15 protein-coding genes and 1 pseudogene are annotated in these 17,038 nt (G+C 64.3%); 14 read left to right on the top strand and 2 right to left on the bottom strand.

Annotated elements, in window-relative coordinates; genetic code table 11:
• The first annotated feature begins 853 nt into the window (after nucleotides 1-853).
• The 9 genes from Q8N10_RS00170 (at nucleotide 854) to Q8N10_RS00130 (ending at nucleotide 9,104) form a co-directional block, all read left to right on the top strand.
• Nucleotides 854-1,237 (top strand): hypothetical protein, encoded by a 384-nt coding sequence (locus Q8N10_RS00170; RefSeq protein WP_304776784.1) that lies wholly within the window; start codon nucleotides 854-856, stop codon nucleotides 1,235-1,237.
• Between the two features lie 49 nt (nucleotides 1,238-1,286).
• On the top strand, nucleotides 1,287-2,246 hold the full coding sequence (locus tag Q8N10_RS00165) for a hypothetical protein (protein WP_304776781.1): 960 nt from the start codon (nucleotides 1,287-1,289) through the stop codon (nucleotides 2,244-2,246).
• A 72-nt stretch (nucleotides 2,247-2,318) separates the two neighbouring features.
• A complete protein-coding gene (locus Q8N10_RS00160; protein ID WP_304776778.1) occupies nucleotides 2,319-3,272 on the top strand; it encodes a hypothetical protein in 954 nt (317 codons plus the stop codon).
• A gap of 189 nt (nucleotides 3,273-3,461) precedes the next feature.
• The gene (locus Q8N10_RS00155; protein ID WP_304776775.1) at nucleotides 3,462-4,403 is read left to right on the top strand and encodes a hypothetical protein; all 942 of its coding nucleotides are present in this window, start codon (nucleotides 3,462-3,464) and stop codon (nucleotides 4,401-4,403) included.
• Between the two features lie 386 nt (nucleotides 4,404-4,789).
• Nucleotides 4,790-5,233 carry a curli assembly protein CsgF gene (locus Q8N10_RS00150; protein ID WP_304776772.1) on the top strand — a complete coding sequence of 148 codons (444 nt, stop codon included), beginning with the start codon at nucleotides 4,790-4,792 and terminating at the stop codon, nucleotides 5,231-5,233.
• A gap of 12 nt (nucleotides 5,234-5,245) precedes the next feature.
• Nucleotides 5,246-6,649 (top strand): CsgG/HfaB family protein, encoded by a 1,404-nt coding sequence (locus tag Q8N10_RS00145; protein ID WP_304776770.1) that lies wholly within the window; start codon nucleotides 5,246-5,248, stop codon nucleotides 6,647-6,649.
• 38 nt (nucleotides 6,650-6,687) lie between these two features.
• Nucleotides 6,688-7,668: a hypothetical protein gene (locus Q8N10_RS00140; protein ID WP_304776767.1), complete on the top strand. Its 981-nt coding sequence runs from the start codon at nucleotides 6,688-6,690 to the stop codon at nucleotides 7,666-7,668.
• A 70-nt stretch (nucleotides 7,669-7,738) separates the two neighbouring features.
• Nucleotides 7,739-8,638, top strand: a complete 900-nt coding sequence (locus Q8N10_RS00135; protein ID WP_304776765.1) for a hypothetical protein — start codon at nucleotides 7,739-7,741, stop codon at nucleotides 8,636-8,638.
• A 7-nt stretch (nucleotides 8,639-8,645) separates the two neighbouring features.
• Nucleotides 8,646-9,104 (top strand): hypothetical protein, encoded by a 459-nt coding sequence (locus tag Q8N10_RS00130; RefSeq protein WP_304776763.1) that lies wholly within the window; start codon nucleotides 8,646-8,648, stop codon nucleotides 9,102-9,104.
• A 355-nt stretch (nucleotides 9,105-9,459) separates the two neighbouring features.
• Here the strand turns inward: Q8N10_RS00130 and Q8N10_RS00120 are convergent, their stop codons facing one another.
• Nucleotides 9,460-10,077 carry a response regulator transcription factor gene (locus tag Q8N10_RS00120; protein WP_304776761.1) on the bottom strand — a complete coding sequence of 206 codons (618 nt, stop codon included), beginning with the start codon at nucleotides 10,075-10,077 and terminating at the stop codon, nucleotides 9,460-9,462.
• Nucleotides 10,078-10,539: 462 nt separating this feature from the next.
• On the opposite strand from Q8N10_RS00120, the gene Q8N10_RS00115 reads away from it, so the two are divergent.
• The 5 genes from Q8N10_RS00115 (at nucleotide 10,540) to Q8N10_RS00095 (ending at nucleotide 16,903) form a co-directional block, all read left to right on the top strand.
• On the top strand, nucleotides 10,540-11,019 hold the full coding sequence (locus tag Q8N10_RS00115; protein WP_304776759.1) for a MucR family transcriptional regulator: 480 nt from the start codon (nucleotides 10,540-10,542) through the stop codon (nucleotides 11,017-11,019).
• A 307-nt stretch (nucleotides 11,020-11,326) separates the two neighbouring features.
• Nucleotides 11,327-13,282, top strand: a complete 1,956-nt coding sequence (locus Q8N10_RS00110; protein WP_304776757.1) for a methyl-accepting chemotaxis protein — start codon at nucleotides 11,327-11,329, stop codon at nucleotides 13,280-13,282.
• A 2-nt stretch (nucleotides 13,283-13,284) separates the two neighbouring features.
• A complete protein-coding gene (locus Q8N10_RS00105) occupies nucleotides 13,285-13,806 on the top strand; it encodes a chemotaxis protein CheW (RefSeq protein ID WP_304776754.1) in 522 nt (173 codons plus the stop codon).
• Nucleotides 13,807-14,084: 278 nt separating this feature from the next.
• The gene (locus Q8N10_RS00100; RefSeq protein WP_304776752.1) at nucleotides 14,085-16,565 is read left to right on the top strand and encodes an ATP-binding protein; all 2,481 of its coding nucleotides are present in this window, start codon (nucleotides 14,085-14,087) and stop codon (nucleotides 16,563-16,565) included.
• A gap of 131 nt (nucleotides 16,566-16,696) precedes the next feature.
• Nucleotides 16,697-16,903 (top strand): hypothetical protein, encoded by a 207-nt coding sequence (locus Q8N10_RS00095; protein WP_371133894.1) that lies wholly within the window; start codon nucleotides 16,697-16,699, stop codon nucleotides 16,901-16,903.
• Nucleotides 16,904-16,915: 12 nt separating this feature from the next.
• On the opposite strand, the pseudogene Q8N10_RS00090 reads toward Q8N10_RS00095, so the two are convergent.
• Nucleotides 16,916-17,038 (bottom strand): annotated as a pseudogene (locus Q8N10_RS00090) (IS630 family transposase); the annotation flags it as partial.

The following is a 17,038-nucleotide window of genomic DNA, read 5'->3' as shown; positions in this document are numbered from 1 at the left end:
AGGGAGGCTGGGCGTCGCATAGGGCTGCCTTGCGAGGTCGGCCGAGAGGACTTGCCCTGACTGTCTGGCGGTGGGCGCAGGCGGCGGTCGACTGGTCTTCAAAACGAAGGGCTATCGACGATCAGAAGGGAAACGGAGCTCTGTCGAGCATTGCCTTGGGAGCCGGGATAGAGAGGCTGGCGCCGAACTGCGCATACACCCCCAATTCGCCATTCTTGTAGAGGTCCGACCCATAGAGATATGCGGAAAGCGTCTTCAGCCCAAGGGCGAGAGCCTGCAGGCTCGAGACGCCACTGACCTTGCGCTCCACATTTATAGGTTCGCCTCGTACTCGTCCCATTCGGGCGCCAACACCTGGACGCTCACCTTCGCGGCGCTGTAGGACAGATCCAGTTCAACCGCCGCGATTTCCTTCATCTGTTACCGTCTGTCTTAGGTGTGGCGAGGCGGCCATCCGACCTCGCCATCAGTAGGAAATGCGATGGACTTCCCTCTCAGATGCGCTCTGGAGGCAGACCAACTTCCAGGCGTCACCAGGTTCCCTGCTAATATCCGGGAGTCATTCATATTCTGCTGAGCGCACTGGCGAAGATGGGGTTTGGCAGGCTTTCTTGGCGTTGTGACGCCGCCACCATCAGCAGCTCGACGAGGGTCGATTACCTTTGGACCCGGTTTCAGAGCCGTCGCGCAACAACTATGGGGTCTGCCGGCGGCCATCCATACACCGGACCTAAACCTCTCCGCCGCATCATGGAGCCACTAATGGGCGCGAGACCCGACCAGCCATGGCCGGCGGCCTCGACACCGAAAATAGGGTGGTGGGATGATGAGGCGTTTAGAGATCGCGGGCGCATTGACGGCTGTCCTGCTAGCGGCCGCGTGCCCGGCGTGCGCGGCGGTCGTCTCGATCGACCAAGTGACGTCCGCCCAGCGGGGGGACCTGCTCGCCGTTGCCGACGTGGGCAATGTCAGCGTCTTGCTCCACGCTGGCCTGGCGGACTCCCACGCCTTGGTCGAGCAAACGGGGCTGGGCCAGCAGAGCGTGGTCATCCAGGAAAGTGGGCTCGACGCTGGCGGCCTCTATGCGCAGGTGCTCCAGAGCGCGGCAGCCGCCAGGAGCCTGATCGTGCAGTCGGGTTCGATGAATCAGGCCTTCGTCTATCAGACGGTGGGTGCCGGTAGCGTCTCGTCCATCGTCCAGTCCGGGACCGGCAACACGGCCATCGTCCGGCAATAGTGCGCTCGCCAAAGCTAGTCTATATTCCCTCCGTTGTAGGAACAAACGGATGCTCGCGCCACACCCAGCGTTCGATGCACCGCCGGTCCGGCTGATTGCCCGGACCGTGCTGCACCATACGTTTTTGGCCGAAATGGCTTGGCGGGGGGTCTTCGAAGGTCACCACCTGAGCATGCTCATGTGGCTCTCTACGGACCTCGCCAACACCGAGCACCTGTTCGAGCAGCAGGACCTGACCAGCCTAGTCCGCGAGGGTCGGCTGGCCGACGAGCGCCGCCGGCCGATCACCGTGCGGGCGCTGGGCGCCACCCTGGGCCTCGACGCCGAGACCACGCGCCGCTGGACCAACCGCTTGGCCGAGCGCGGCCTATGCGAGCGCGTCGACGACGGCCTGATCGTAAGATCGGCGGCTTATGAGCGCGAGGACATCGCTCAGGCTGCGGCCGCCTCCCTGGAGGTGCTGAGCTCGCTGTTCCGGGATTTCGCTCGTTGGAACATCGCCTTCCACGAACGTTCGGAAGTCATAGAGCGCCGGCCCTGGGAATCGGATCATGCAAATCCGAGTTTCGTGCGCCATCTGTTCGTCGTCCTGTACCTGAAGTTCATCCTTCGTTTCGGCGTCGAGACGCGGGCGATCTTCGACAACGACACCATGACCTCCAGCGTGTTTCTGTGTGTGTTCAACGCCAACAACCGGCCATTCTTCGAGGATGATGAGCTGAACCTGCGCTACGCAAGTTGGGAGACCCTTGTCCCGGCCGAGCTTCGCGAGCCGATCAGCATTCGCGCCGTCGCCAAGCGCATGGGATACCCGGATGAAACGATACGTCGGCATGCCAACCGGTTAATCGAAAAGGGATTTCTCGAAAAGCTCGGCGCCGGGTACGTCGTGCCAACCAACGCCATGGCCGCGCCGGGGCTCATTAAGGGCATGACTGACGTCAACGCCTCGATAATGATGATGGTGCGCCTCATGGACCGCGTCGCGACCGCGCTCGCCGCGGACTGACGCCGCCTTCTTTCGGCGAGAGGTGACGCGTGGACACTGGGCTGTATGGCCCTCCGGTTCGAGGGAATAAGGATGAGTGCGCCGGAGCAAGCATTCGCATCGCCACCGGTCCGGCTGGTGACGCGGGCCGTGATGCATCATGCATTCCCGGTCCAGCTCGCCTGGCGGCGAGCCTTCGACGCCCATAGCCTGAGCCTACTGATGTGGCTGTCGGTCGAGTTGGCCAACACCGATCACCTGTTCGGCCCCCCGGAGCTCTCAGGCTTGGTTCGCCGGGGCCGGATCGACGACGAGGTCCGTCGTCCGATCGCGGTCCGCGCCCTGGGCGCGAGCCTAAGCCTTGATTCAGAGACCATCCGCCGCTGGGCGAAGCGCTTGGTCGACGCCGGGTTCTGTGAAAGGCGGCCCGAGGGGCTGATAGTTCCCTCCGCCGCCTATGAGCGCGAGGCCATCGAGCACGCTTCACGCCAAACGCTTGAGGCGTTGGGTGCGCTGCTCGCGGACCTCAACCGCTGGGGCGTCACCTTGCCCCAAATATCCATCGGAGCCCGCCCGTGGGACGCCGCGCACGCCAACCCCACCTTCGTGCGTCGGTTGTTCGTGCTGACATTCCTGCAGTTCATCCTGAGGTTCGGCATCGAGAGCCAGGGGATCTTCGAGCGCAACACCATGAGCTCCAGCGTCTTCTTTTGTGTGTTCAGCGCCAACCACCGGCGGTTCTTCGACGACGACGACCTGAACCGGCGCTACGCCACCTTCGAGACACCTGTGCCGGCCGAGCTGCGCGAGCCGATAAGCATCCGCGCCATCGCCAAACGGCTGGACTATGCGGTAGAAACCACGCGCCGCCACGTCCACCAGCTCGTTGAAGCGAACCTCCTCGAACGGCGTGGTGACGGTTTCATCATGTCTGACGCGGCCCTGGCGCGACCCGAGATCGTCAAGAGCGCAGCCGACATAAGCAGCTCCCTGACCCTCATGCTTCGCCGCATGGACCGCGTCGCGGCAGCCCTCGTCGCGGCCTGACGCCGCCCCATTTTGAGGCGCGCGAAGCGGGCGGGCCCCTCAAAATGGGCCAATCCGCCTTTCCAAGTCCTGGGTTCTGGAACTTGTTTGGGGCAGGAGACCAGGCACCGACATGGCAAACCCGGCCGCAGCACTTAACCGCATCCGATGACGGCCCATCGGCTTCACCAGCAGGCTGCGAGTGACGCCGTGCCGGTCAGGCTGCTGACCCGCATCGTCCTCGCCTGCGCCTTCCAGGCCTCGATGGTTTGGCGTCGCGCCTTCGGCGGCGACCATCTCAGCGCGATGGCGTGGCCCACCATAGATCTGGCGAACATAGAATTCATTTTCGCCCATGAGGGCCTGTTCCAACTCTTCTTGGACGGAAAGTTTCCAGACTCCCTTCGCCGACCCATCTCGGTGCGGGGGCTGGGCGCCAGACTGGGTCACGACGTTGAGACGGTGCGCCGATCGTCCAAGCGCTTGATCGAACGCGGCCTTTGTGAGCGCCCGGCTGCCGGTATGATCGTCAGGTCGTCATCTTACGGCATCGACTACATCGAAACCGCGTCGCAACAGACTGAGAGTTTACTGAGGTCGATGTACGGGGAGCTCGAGCGTTGGAGTGTGGATTTCCCCGCTCTTCTTCCCCTGGTGCTCAATCCTTGCCCCTGGGATCAGGAGCAGGAAAATGTTCAAATCGGCAGACGGCTAAGGGTGCTCCTGCTGCTCGATAGCATCGTGCGATATGCGACTGCAAACATGCTCATATTCGAACGAAATCTGGGGGCTGCAGACGCATTTCTCTGCATTTTCAACGAAAACAATCGGCCTCTTCTTGAGGACGACGATCTGGCGTTGAAATACGCCCTGCTGGACCCACCGGTCCCGGACGCGTTGCGACGGCCCGCTAGCATCAGGAGCATCGCCCGAGCCGCCAACTACCCTGCCGAAACGACACGACGCTATGTCAGCCGCCTGGTGGAGATCGGTCTTGTTGAGCGGCGTGGGGAGGGCCTCGTCATTCCAACCGAGGTCACGCTCGCGCCTGCTTTTCTAAAGATCAGTGGCGACCTTCCGGCTTTGCTTCTTGTGATGACAGAGCAGATTCATCGAATCGTCACTGTCCGGCCGGCGAAGTCGCCCTGCTAGACATCGCTGTAAAATATGCCAGAGCCCCTTCGCATTAAGTCTTGATTTCTTAAGCGGAAATCCCGGCCTCCGGTCACTGCAATTGACCGCGCCGGCCTCCTAACAGTTCGTTTAAAACCGTGAAACGGCGCCTCATTTTGAGGCGGATATAACCGCCCGTTGCCTCAAAATGGGGCGGCGAGGCTTCCCAAGACCAGATTTCTACGACGTTCTGGAGGCCAACGGCGAAGTGCTTGTGAGCGCATCTGAATACGGAAGTGCGACAGTGATGAATTGGCGAACGGATATCTGGCGAACAAATGTTTATCGCACGATTCAATAGGGCGAGGATCTCGCGGTTAACGCAACGACTTAAATCTCAAAATATTTTGGACGTGGATAGACTGATGTCTCTCTCAAAATTTGGCGTTTTCGCTCTGACAACACTTGCTTGCATCCTTTCGTCCCAAGAGGCGCAAGCAGCCCAACTGACCTACACGCCGGTCAATCCGTCATTTGGCGGAAATCCCGGCAACTCGGCGCACCTCCTGAGCGTCGCGAACGCGCAGAACAATTACGCCCCCCCCACGGCCGCGGCGGCGACCAACGCCAGCCAGACCCAGGCGACCCAATTCCTTCAGCAGCTGCAGAGCCGCTTCCTCTCGGCGCTAGCCTCCAACGTTACCGAGGCGATCTTTGGGAGCAACCCGCAAAACAGTGGCGAAATCGTCTTCGGTAGCCAGACCATAAAGTTCGCCCGCGGCCTCGACGCTGTGGCCATTGATATCTTCGACGCGACCACGGGCCAGACCACCACCATTTCGGTCCCCGTTCTCCTGACCGGCCGCTAGGGAACATCGCACATGTCCCTCCGCAATAAACCTCTCTGGGCCGCCTCCTGCGCGGCGCTCGCGTTGGCGGGTTGCGCCTCGGGTCCCGAGGGCATGGCGCGACCGCGGCTTTACAGCCAACCGCAGGCGGCCAAGGTTTCGTCATCCAGTCAGGACCTGCTCAACCTGCCCCACCCTGCAGCCCCGGTGGCGGTGGCGGTCTATGGCTTCGTCGACCAGACGGGCCAGTTCAGTCCAACCGATAACATCCAGACCCTTTCGCGGGCCCTGACGCAGGGTGCGACCTCGGTGCTGGTGCAGTCGTTGCGTGAAGCCGGCGGCGGAACCTGGTTCACGGTGCTGGAGCGCGAACACCTGGACAACCTGCTGAAGGAGCGTCAGGTCATCACCGAGATGCGTCAGCGCTACCTTGGTGAGAGTGCGGTCAATCCCGACGCTCTGCCATCGCTGCTGTTTGCCGGTGTGCTGCTGGAAGGCGGGGTCATCGGCTACGACACCAACACGCTGACTGGCGGCGCAGGGGCGCGGCTCCTGGGCGTGGGCGCCAACGCTGATTACCGGCAAGACACTATCACGGTCTACCTTCGGGCCGTCGCCACCAAGACCGGTGAGGTGCTGGCCTCTGTGGTGGTGCGCAAGACGGTTGTCTCAGCGGGAATCTCAGGCGGCGCCTTCCGCTATGTCAGCTACAAGAACCTGCTTGAGGCCGAGACCGGTTTCACCGTCAACGAGCCGCGCACCATCGCGCTGGAGCAGGCGGTCCAGAAGGCGGCCTATGATCTGGTGCTGGAAGGCGCCCGTTTGAACGTTTGGTCGTTTGGAGACAAGCTCGCAGGCTCGGCTCTGATCGACCAGCACCTGGCCAGCTTGAGCGGCGCTCGCGCGCAGCCCGCGCCAAAGCCGATCCCCGTAAGCCGCCCGGTCCCAACAGAGGCGGCTCAGACGCCATCTCCTCCCCCGCAGACGCCGCGCCCTGCGATGCGTGAACCCATGGCGACGGCCGAGCTCATACCGGCGAGCTATGTCAGGCCTGCGCCTTCGGCGGCGATGGCTGCAACCCTCCCCGGTACGACAACGCCAAAACGCGCGACGCTCGCGGCGCGACCGGCGAAGGCGCCTGGCCGGGTGGCGGTGCAGATCGGAGCCTATGCCTCCGCGGCCCTGGCTCACTCGGGCTGGTCGGACACGGCCGCCAGGTTCCCCACCTTCGTGGCGGGCAAGGCCCGGCGGGTGGAGCCCGTCGCGCGCGATGGTCAGACCTTCTATCGCGCATCTGTCGAAGGCTTCTCCGATACGTCCGCCGCCCAGGCCTTCTGCGACGCCCTAAAAGGTCGAGGCCGCGACTGTCTTGTCAAAGTCCGTTCGGCCGCCAGCTTAAATGTGGCGGCGCGATCCATCCAAAGGCTGGGCGAATAACGCCTCGCGAACACCATTCATAAGGGAGAGTTAGGACCATGAACTTTAAGCATCTCGCGCTCGGGGCCGCCTCGGCCTTGGCGCTCGGCTTTGGCGCCTCCGCAGCGCTCGCAGCCAACGACAGCAACGTGACCCAGGGAGGGGTGTACAACAACGCCACTGTCACCCAGACCAGCGCCACGAATGGTAAGTCAACCATCACCCAGTCGGGCGTAAACGTGATCGGCGTTCCGGGCGTGGCGAGCGTGACCCAGGCGGGCGGTGCGACCAACACTTCGACCATCAACCAAGTCGTGGGTTCGCTGCGCGCCTCTGCGACGGTCAGCCAGTCCGGCGGCTCGAGGGCCAACACGGCTAGCCTAACTCAGGCCGGCGCGGGCGCTGTAGCCGAGGTCACTCAGGCGTCCAACGCGGTCGGCACGAACGCGTCCGGCACGAACAGCGTCACCATCGGCCAGAGCGGCAACAGCGGCGGGCCGGACCAGAACGCCCTTGTGTCCCAGACCGGCGACGCCAACACTGTCACCATCACCCAGAGCCAGGCCCTGTCCCTGATCGGCACCGACGCCTCTGTCACCCAGGTCGGCTACAACAACAGCGCGACAGTGAACCAGGTGGGAAGCAGTTCCTACGCGCTCGTCACCCAGTCGGGCGAGAACTCAAGCATAAGCGTGACGCAGATGGGCGCCGACAACTTCTCCTCCTCCATCCGGTCCGGCAACAACAATAGCTTCACCGTGAACCAGTATAGCAACAACAACAGGAGCACCATCACCGGTCAGGGATGGGGCGGCGTCATCGAAGTTGTGCAGGACTTGGTTGACCTCAACGAAAGCACTATCAAACAGGACGGCAACGGCAACACGGCCAAGGTGACCCAAAAAGCGGCGAGTAAGAGCACGAGCGTCATCGATCAAGCTGGCGCAATCAACGTGGCGACAGTCAACCAAACCGTAGTCGGGGGCGTGAGCTCGATCACCCAAGGCGGTAGCTATAATAACGCGACGGTGAACCAGTAACAGCGTTGACGCCGGGCGGCTTCGCAGCCGCCCGGCGCTTCCTTCCGCCGCAGTGAGACGTGAGTTCGAGATGTTCAACCTCCACGCGCCCCTCCGGCGGATCTTAGCTTCCGCCATCGTCACAATGGCATTGGCCATGGTCTGGGCCGCGCCGGCGCTCGCAACCTGCACTCCGACGAGCGGCGGCAACTTCGCCAGCATTGTCCAAGACGCCAGCGCCTCCTATGGAGTGGCCACGGTCGCCCAGACGCGGTCGGTGAATGGAAGCGCCTGCGTCGATCAAGGCGGCTCGGGCGCCACAGCCTACGTGAGGCAGGAAGGCGGCGCGGGCGGCTCGAACAACGCCCAGATCATCCAGATCGGCGGGGCTGGCCAGGGCGTCTACGTCAGGCAGCAGGGCGACAACAACCAGGTAACGGTGACTCAGTTACAGGCGGACGGCGCAACGTCGCTTGGCGCGCAGTCGCAGCTGAGCCCCGGCACACTCAGCGTGCTGGCCAATACGCATCCCAGAACGTCCTACGCCGCCGTCGTCTTCCAAACGGGTTCGAACGACACGGCGAGGATTGCGCAGGGCGCGGGGGCCGACGGGTCCTATGCTGAGATCAACCAGGGAACCGATCTGAGCACCGCCAGCATCACCCAGAACAATACGCTCACCGCGTCTATACTCGGCAACTTCGCCAGCATCATCCAGAGGTTCGCGGGCGACACCGGCGACACCGCTACGGTGACCCAGGACGGTGACAACAACTATGCGTCCTTAAAGCAGAACGGCTCGGGCAACCTCGGCCAGATCGACCAGACCGGCGAGGCCAACTCCGCCGACCTCACCCAAACCGGCTCCGGGCTCGCCTACGCCATCGTCCAGGACGGGACCTCCACCGTGGCGGGTGGGATCACGCTGACCGGCGTGACCAACGTCTCGGTGATGCAGGCGAACGTGCAGACCATCGTAACGGCGCGCTGAGGATAGGATGCGCGCCACGATCCTCATCGCCGCCGCGACCCTGATCCTGGCGGCCGGCGCAACACGCGCCGGACCGCCGAACCCTGACATCCTGGTCGACCAGGTTGCCGGGGCGGTGACGCGCGCCTCGGTGCGGGTGGAGAACCTCACGCCTCAGCGCAGGACCCTGGCGGTGGCGAACGTGCCGTCCAGCGCCGGGGCCCGCACCGCCATAGCCCAGCCCAGGAACGCACTGGACCGCTGCGAGGCCATCCTGCGCGGCGAGGCGCAAGCCGTGAAAGGCCTCGACTGCGGGGTCGGCCAGCTTGAGGCGCTGCGTCGGGAGGGCGAGGCCGAGCCGCCTTCGTCGCTCGGCACGGACCTGGACCGACTATCCAAGGACCTGGAGTCGATCACTCGCACTCCGCAATTGACGGACCCGGCCACCGGCGCGCCGACCATCGCTATCCTGCGCGCGCCCGGCTAGCGCGGGCGGCCGCCGAGGCCCGCACCAACGCCAATCTGGTCAAGGTCACGCCCGAGCCGCGTCAGTCCCATGTGCGCAAAAGGTTCGACCCAGAAGTTCCTGGCCACCCATGCCGCCGTCTACAATGTGTTCAACCTCCAGCTCCTCATCCGCCGACAGACCCTATGCCACCTCCGGGCCGTCGCCCGTCAGACGTGGGTGGCTGCGACCTTCGCTGTTTGATCGGAAGCGTGAGGGAGGGGCCTCTTCGGCCCGCGGTCGTTACCCTGACAGAACCAGCGGGGGCTCACGCCAGCGTGCGCGGGGTACCAGAAGGTCCGCAGTCGGCGGTGGGCTCAGACGTTGGCGAGGTCCGCTATCGCACGATGGAGGAGGCGTGGGATCTTCCCGCGATCAATGCCGCATGGGTCCGATTTCGCGCGCCGATCAGCGTCAGGACGGTGTGGACATGAGTCTTCACCGTCCCGGTGGTGATTTCTAGAGCCTCAGCGATCTCCTGGTTCGATTTCCCCAGAGCCAGTTGCCCAAGGACTTCAAGCTGACGCGCCGACAGTCCTCGGGTCGCAGGTTGGGTTTGGGCGTTTGAAGACTTCGAGGGGTCGGCGGGAAAATTGACGCCGCCATCGATCGCGGTGGTGATTGCGTGCTTGAACGCCTCCACGTCGAGGTCCTTGGTCAGATAGCCCGCCGCGCCCGCCCACTTCGCAAGACTGGCAAAGGCTGGAGTCACGCGGTCATCAACGACAATCACCATGCCTGGTTTGGCGTGAACGACGAGTTGCTTCAGTTTCTGAAAATCATAGTTCGCGGTGAACAGGTCGACCAGAGTGACGCTCGGTTTGGCGATCGAGATCTCATCGATGGCCTCTTCCATGGACGAGGCGAAGCGTGGTTGCCCCTGGCCGCGACATTCGAGGAGAATCTGGCCCAGGGCCGATCGGCATATGGGCTTTTCCTCCACGACCAATGACATCGGATTTGAACCCCCGCTTCTACACCGCCTCAGCGCCTGGCGCGGAGATCACTGTCTCGGGCTGTTCTGCCAGGCGCTCGGACGCCACACCCATAGCGGAGGTCGGCTTGCAACCGATTGACTATTATCAGTTGAGCAACCGAGAGTTTTCCGAAAATCTAAATACTCCCATAGGGAGAATTCAGTTCGGATAATGTGTGTTCAAATAGAAGCTGAGAAAGATCGAGCGATTCTGCATCTAAAGATATAGGCCAATCAGCCAATATCTAAGCCAAATGACTTCAACCCTTTGCGGGTTCTCTCCATTGCTCTTTCTGACTGATGTTGAAACAGGGCTCGATTTCGGCAAGTCTGTCCGAGCCAAGCTGCGGTTCAGGCTGAGGCGAGGCCCGCCGGCAGGTGGCCATCATCACGGGGTCGCGCTAAGATCGGGGGCAACACGTGGACCGCGCGCAATCAGTCTTGAGCATCGCGCTCACCCATCAGATCGTCGTGGCCTATCTGGCGCGCAATCAGCTGCCGGCTGACGGCGTCGCAGGTCTCCTGGTATCTGTTCACACTGCCTTGGCCGAGGTCGAGCGCCGGCTTAAGGGGGCTGATGCAGCGGGCCCGTCCCTTCCCGCACAGGATGAGGTTCGCCGAAGCATCACGCCTGAGGCGCTGATCAGTTTTGAGGATGGCAGGCCCTACAAGTTGCTCACGCGCCATCTCGCCCGCCGGGGCCTTACACCTGCGGCCTATCGTGCGAAATGGGGGTTGCCGTTCGACTATCCGATGACGGCTCCACGCCTAAGCGCCATACGAACGGCTGTCGCCAAGTCCATGGGGCTCGGACGACGGGGCGGCGCCGGATGTGAAGCTCCCCTCTCCGCCCACCACAGAGGCGATGCTGGAAAGCGCGATATCCAAACCCTCGAGAAGCCGCCTAGCGCGTCCGACTGATCTCGCGACCTAGCGGTCAGCCACTCCGGGCGCAGGCTGGATACTTTTGGGGAACTCCAAGCCGTCTCCGAGCAGGCGGCGGCGCGCGCCTGGTCGCGCAGCATGTGTAATTTGGATCGTTGGGCGTGGCGCCGTGTATCGGAGGATATACATCGCGGTGTGTACTTCGCTGATTGCCTGTAATCGCGAATACATCGCAGAAGTGAGGTATTGTGTCGCACCAAAAGGCGGGAAAGGGTCAATATTAACCCAAAATTATCCCTGAGATTCAAAATCTCTCCTCAAATCATTTGGGGAGATCGCGATCATGTCTTTGAAGCTGCGCACAGGCGGGCGGCTGGCGGCTGGCTTTTCCGCCATTGTTGTTGTGATGCTGATCGTCGTGGGGGTCGCCGCGCCCCTCATTCAAAACGCGCTTCGAACCGTCACTACGGGCGATGAGCTCCGCGTCCCCGTCGCCACCACAAGCCAGAAGCTCGCGCTCGAAACCGTGGCCAGCGCCAACGCGCTGCGCGGCTACATCATAACCCGTGACCCCGAAATGCGCGTGCAATGGGAACAGCAATGGCGGCTCATCGAGCGGAATGTCGCCGTCATGGAGGAGCTGTCGTCACGCTTCACCAGCGCCGAGAACCGACAGGCCTGGCGCGCGATTTCGCAAAACCTTCCCAAGCTGCGGGCGGCGCAGGCCTCGGTCTTCACGGTCGCCGACGCGGGCGACCAGGCGGCTTCAGCGGAGGCCCTGCGAACCCAGGTCCTCCCCCTGTTCCAACAGACCCAGAGCCAACTGGTGGGCGAGAGAGGCGACGCTGGCCTGGCTGGCCGACAGAGCGCTCTGCTCTCTGCGGAGCTGAAGGGCGCCCGGGTCAAGATGGAGCAGACTCGATTGGCGGTCTTCATGGGACTAGCCGGGCTGGTGCTTGTCGCGAGCGTTGCGGGCTGGGTGACCACCCGCAGCATCGTCGGCCCCCTGACCCAGCTCAACGAGCTCCTGCGCCAGATGGCGACGGGCCGTTTCGACCTCAAGGTCACCGGAACCGACCGCGCCGATGAGATCGGCGACATCGCCCGGGCCGCGGAGGTGTTTCGCGAGAACGGGCTCGCCCGCGCCGCGCTCGAGGCCGAGGCCAAGGAGTTCCAGAACAATCTCGACACCCGGCTGAAGGAGACCGAGGCCGCTTTCGAAGCCGCGGGCCAACAGCAACGACTGGTCGTCCAGGCGATGGCCCGGCAGCTTTCTGCCCTGGCCCAGGGTGACCTCACCGCCAGGCTCTCGGAGGACGTGGCGGCGGAGTACGCAGAACTGAAACGCGACTTCAATGCCGCCATTTCCAGCCTGGAGGCGACCGTCACTGCCGTGGCCGCCACCACCTCCAGCATCGGGGCGAGTTCCGACGAGATGGCCCAGGCCTCCGATGACCTGTCGCGGCGAACCGAACAGCAGGCGGCGGGGCTTGAGGAGACCGCCGCGGCCCTGGACGAGATCACGGCGACGGTGAAGACCACGGCCGAGGGCGCCCACCACGCGAGCACGGCGGTGGCGGCGGCCAAGGCCGAGGCTCAGCGCTCCGGCGAGGTGGTCGATCAGGCCGTCCAGGCCATGGGCGAGATCGAGGATTCCTCGCGTCAGATCAGCCAGATCATCGGGGTGATCGACGAGATCGCCTTCCAGACCAACCTCCTGGCCCTGAACGCCGGGGTCGAGGCCGCCCGCGCCGGGGACGCTGGCCGCGGCTTCGCCGTCGTGGCCTCCGAGGTCCGGGCGCTCGCCCAGCGCTCGGCCGAAGCCGCCAAGGAGATCAAGACCCTGATCTCGGCCTCGTCGCAGCAAGTGGGGCAGGGCGTCAGCCTGGTGGGCGAGACTGGCAAGGCCCTGCAGTCCATCGTCGCCAAGGTGGCGGAGATCGACACAGTGATCTCGACGATCTCAGCCTCGGCTCAGGAGCAGGCCACCGGACTCGCCCAGGTCAATGTGGCGGTCAATCAGATGGACCAGGTGGTTCAGCAGAACGCCGCCATGGTGGAGCAAGCGACCGCCGCCACCCACTCCATGAAGGGCGAGACCCGCGAACTGATCCAGCTTATCGGCAAGTTTCAGGTCGGCGGCGCCCCAAGCCCGGGCGCCTCGACCCGAGGGGATGGGCCGCGGCTAGTGTCGGATGAGGCGGTGGCCCGGCCGTCGCCGGCGCGCGCGATGCGCCAGAAGGTGGCCGCCAGCTTCGGCGGCGGCGCGCCCTCCAGCGACGGATGGGAGGACTTCTGACCATGGCGGCGCTCACCAAGCTTCCCGTCGCGGGGGCGGAGCTGATCACTGTGCGGATCGGCGACCAGCAGTTCGCCATCGACATCATGTCGGTCCGCGAAATCCGCGGCTGGGCGACCTCGACTCCGCTGCCGCATGCGCCCTCCTATGTGCGCGGCATGATCAATCTACGCGGCGTGATTTTGCCGGTGGTGGATCTCGGCGCCCGTCTGGGTCTGGCTCCGACCTCTGCCGACAATTCCTCAGTGGTGGTGGTGGCCGAGATCGATGGCCGCCAGATCGGCCTCCTCGTCGACGCCGTCTGCGACATTCTCCTGCTCACCGATGACATGCTGCAGGAGGCGCCGGACGTGGGCGCGGAGGAGGTTCGTCACTTCGTGCGGGGGGTCATGACCACTGAGACCGGGATCGTCACCCTGATCTGCCTTGACGAGATACTGCCCCCGGGCGGGGTTCCCGCGACCCGACCCTCTGGCGGGGCGGCCTCCACAGCCTCGAGCGACCGCGCTCTGGCGATAGCGTGAGACTTGAAGCGCACGTTCGACCACCAGCGAGGATCGCATGACGGCGCTCAACCGCGGCGCCGTCGCAGCGCCATCGCGAGCATTTTCGGCATCTGAGGAGGGCCGGTTTGACGGGCGTCAACTCGAGTCCCAGCAGCGCTCAATGCGCCGCCGCACGCGTGGGCCTACCTGACCGGGAGGCGCAACCGACAAGAGGGGGCCATGGCCTTCGGCGCAACGGCGGGTTCATACCCACCTGAATCTGAATGCTCCCTTCGGGCGAGCCGGAGGGCCAAGACATGCGGCTGAACCTGCGGACCGGCGGTCGACTGGCCCTGGGTTTCTGCGCCATCGTCGTCCTGATGGTGGTGGCCGTGGGGGGCGTGTTGCCGCTTGTCCATGACTCGGTTCATCGCGTGAGCCGGGGCGACGAGATTCGCGCGCCGACGGCCTTGGCGGCCCTGCGGCTGTCCAGCGCCACGGTGTCCTCGGCCAATGCGCTGCGCGGCTACATCATCACCCATGATCCATCGATGCGCCGTGACTGGGCCCGGCAGTGGGATCGTATCGACAAGCTCAGCGCGTCGATGAACGGGCTGGCGCCTGGGCTCCCCAGTCCAGAGAGCCGGGCCGCCTGGCGCGAGCTCTCCGCAATACTGCCCAAGCTGAAGGCGGCGCAGGCCGCGAGCTTTGAGGCCGCCGACCGTGGGAACACCGCAGCCGTGGAGAGGGGCTTCAAGACAGACGTCCTGCCCCTCTTCCGGCGATCCCAGGCCTTGTTGGTGGGCCAGACGGGCGACGCCGGCCTGGCCGGCAGCCAAGGCGCGCTCCTGTCGTCGGACCTGCAGACCACGCGCCGCCAGATGCAGCGGGTCGAGGTGCAGATCGCCTTGAGTCTCGCCGCTCTTGTGGTGCTCGCTGGACTGGCGGGATGGCTGACGACCCGCAGCATCACCCGACCCTTGAAACGTCTGAACGACATCCTTCGGCAAATGGCCAGGGGGCAGTTCGATGTCGAGATTTCGGGCGCAGACCGGGTGGATGAGATCGGAGATATCGCCAGGGCCGCAGAGCGGTTTCGCGAGGACGGGATCGAGAGGCGCAGGCTGCAGGCGCAAGCCGCCGAATTTCAGCAGCACCTCGAAGACAGGCTTAAGGAGATGGAGGCCGCCTTCGAGGCTTCCGGGCGAGAACAGAGACTTGTCGTCGAGGCCGCGGCGTTCGCGGACATCAGGGCGGCCTTGGAGCGATCCGAACGCGCCGAGCAGAGCCTGCATGTCGCCGTGGAGATCGCCAATCTGCACGTCTATGAGGTGGACTACGCGCAGCGCACCCTGACCAAGCTGGGCGCCGCCGACTCCTTCCTTGGCCAGGGCCAGACCTATCAGGCCTTTGCGCGCGATCCGTTCGCCCTGATCCATCCGCTGGATCGCGAGGCGGCGATCGCGGCTTGGCAGGCTCACGAGGAGCTTGGAAGTCCCTTCAATATCGAGTGCCGGATCCATCGCGAGGACGGGCTAGAGGTCTGGGTGCGATCGGCCGCCTCGCTGAAGCGGGATGCGGCCGGCAAGCCGGTCCGCCTGATCGGCGCCCTCCAGGAGATCACCCACCGCAAACTCGCCGAGTTCGATCTCATCAGCGCCCGGGACGCCGCTCGGGCGGCCAATGAGGCGAAGTCCAGCTTCCTGGCGGCGATGAGCCACGAAATCCGCACGCCCCTGAACGGTATCCTGGGGATGGGGAAGGTGCTGTCCAAGGAGCCTCTGAGCGACCGCCAGCAAGGGCACGTGCAGATCATCCTACAGTCTGGCGCAATCCTGCTGAGCCTGCTCGACGACCTGCTGGACATCTCCAAGATCGAGGCCGGTAAACTGACCCTCGAGGCCGGCGAGGTCGACCTGGCCGAGATCGTCCGTTCCGCCCAAGCGAGCCTCACGGTCCTGGCGGCGGAAAAGGATGTGGCGGTCTCCTGCTTTGTCAGTCCGGAGGCGGAGGGGCGATTCCGCGGAGATTCGACCAGGGTCCGGCAGATCGTCAATAATCTCTGCTCCAATGCTCTGAAGTTCACCGACCAGGGTCAGATCACGCTTGAGGTCTCAAACGCCGACGGCCAGCTTCGGCTGGTGGTCCGCGACACGGGGATCGGCATCTCGGCGGCGAAGCTCGGCGAGCTGTTTCAGAAATTCACCCAAGCCGATCCGTCAATCACTCGAAAGTTCGGTGGCACCGGACTTGGACTGGCAATCTCCCAGGAATTGGCGCGCCTGATGGGGGGCGAGATCACCCTTGAGAGCGAGGAGGGCGCGGGTTCGACATTCACAGCGCGGCTGCCCCTGGCCCGCCTGGAAGGTCGCGCGACCGCGGCGCCGGGAGCCGAGCGTCCGGACGCCATCGAGCTGGCGGCCGCTGACGACCTGCGCATTCTGGTCGCCGAAGACAACCCGGTGAACCGGATCGTCATCCAGGCAATCCTTGAACAGGCCGGGGTCACGCCAGTCGTGGTCACTGATGGCCAGGAGGCCGTGGAGGCCTGGCGGACCGGGACATGGGATCTGATTCTCATGGATGTGCAGATGCCTGTCATGGACGGGATCACGGCGACGCGGCTCATTCGCCAGGAAGAGGGCGGCCGGACAGGGGCGCCGACGCCGATCCTGGCCCTGACCGCCAACGTCATGACCCATCAGCAGGACGCCTACCGGGAGGCGGGCATGGATGGCGCGGTCGCCAAGCCAATCGACCCGGCCAAGTTGTTCGCCGCCATGGATGCCGTCTTGTAAGGCTGGTGCTGGCGTACCAGCCCCAAACTTCAGACGGGCCGCCATGCGCTTGGTGGCCGGCTTGCAGCACATGCACCAGCCCCGAACCGGGTGGGCGCCCACCAGGGCCGGAGCTGGCCTCCCTGCTGGGCATGACCCCCGAGAATCTGTCGCGGGCCTTCGCCACCCTCACCGGCTACGGCGTCGTGATCAACGGCCCCGAGGTGACCATCGCCCGCCCCGTGGTCCTGGAGCGCCTGGCCAAGCCCGACCCGCTGATCGACAATCACCAGCCCCCCAGCGTCACCCCCATCGGCCAGGCCGAGCAGGAGTTGTGGCCCGCCAGCGGCGCGGGCTAGAGCATTTTTCGATCAGTCTGCATCGTATCCAGCGGCGGCGAAGTAGTTCGCGCATTCCCTTGGTGTGAAGGCGTCGATGATTTGAGCGATGGCTGACCAGAGCTGCTCGAGGGTTCTGGCGGCGGCCTTTCGGAG

The organism is Phenylobacterium sp., assembly GCF_030693625.1.
In the GTDB taxonomy this organism is placed as follows: Bacteria; Pseudomonadota; Alphaproteobacteria; order Caulobacterales; family Caulobacteraceae; genus Phenylobacterium; species Phenylobacterium ferrooxidans.
Note: the sequence above shows the minus strand (reverse complement) of the source record. Positions and strands in the feature narration are given on the sequence as shown.

Excerpts from the sequence above, each read along its gene's own strand:
- Q8N10_RS00165 (WP_304776781.1), top strand. The coding sequence starts at position 1,287 with ATGCTCGCGCCACACCCAGCGTTCGATGCACCGCCGGTCCGGCTGATT.
- Q8N10_RS00160 (WP_304776778.1), top strand. The coding sequence starts at position 2,319 with ATGAGTGCGCCGGAGCAAGCATTCGCATCGCCACCGGTCCGGCTGGTG.
- Q8N10_RS00150 (WP_304776772.1), top strand. The coding sequence starts at position 4,790 with ATGTCTCTCTCAAAATTTGGCGTTTTCGCTCTGACAACACTTGCTTGC.
- Q8N10_RS00145 (WP_304776770.1), top strand. The coding sequence starts at position 5,246 with ATGTCCCTCCGCAATAAACCTCTCTGGGCCGCCTCCTGCGCGGCGCTC.
- Q8N10_RS00140 (WP_304776767.1), top strand. The coding sequence starts at position 6,688 with ATGAACTTTAAGCATCTCGCGCTCGGGGCCGCCTCGGCCTTGGCGCTC.
- Q8N10_RS00135 (WP_304776765.1), top strand. The coding sequence starts at position 7,739 with ATGTTCAACCTCCACGCGCCCCTCCGGCGGATCTTAGCTTCCGCCATC.
- Q8N10_RS00130 (WP_304776763.1), top strand. The coding sequence starts at position 8,646 with ATGCGCGCCACGATCCTCATCGCCGCCGCGACCCTGATCCTGGCGGCC.
- Q8N10_RS00120 (WP_304776761.1), bottom strand. The coding sequence starts at position 10,077 with ATGTCATTGGTCGTGGAGGAAAAGCCCATATGCCGATCGGCCCTGGGC.
- Q8N10_RS00110 (WP_304776757.1), top strand. The coding sequence starts at position 11,327 with ATGTCTTTGAAGCTGCGCACAGGCGGGCGGCTGGCGGCTGGCTTTTCC.
- Q8N10_RS00105 (WP_304776754.1), top strand. The coding sequence starts at position 13,285 with ATGGCGGCGCTCACCAAGCTTCCCGTCGCGGGGGCGGAGCTGATCACT.
- Q8N10_RS00100 (WP_304776752.1), top strand. The coding sequence starts at position 14,085 with ATGCGGCTGAACCTGCGGACCGGCGGTCGACTGGCCCTGGGTTTCTGC.
- Q8N10_RS00095 (WP_371133894.1), top strand. The coding sequence starts at position 16,697 with ATGACCCCCGAGAATCTGTCGCGGGCCTTCGCCACCCTCACCGGCTAC.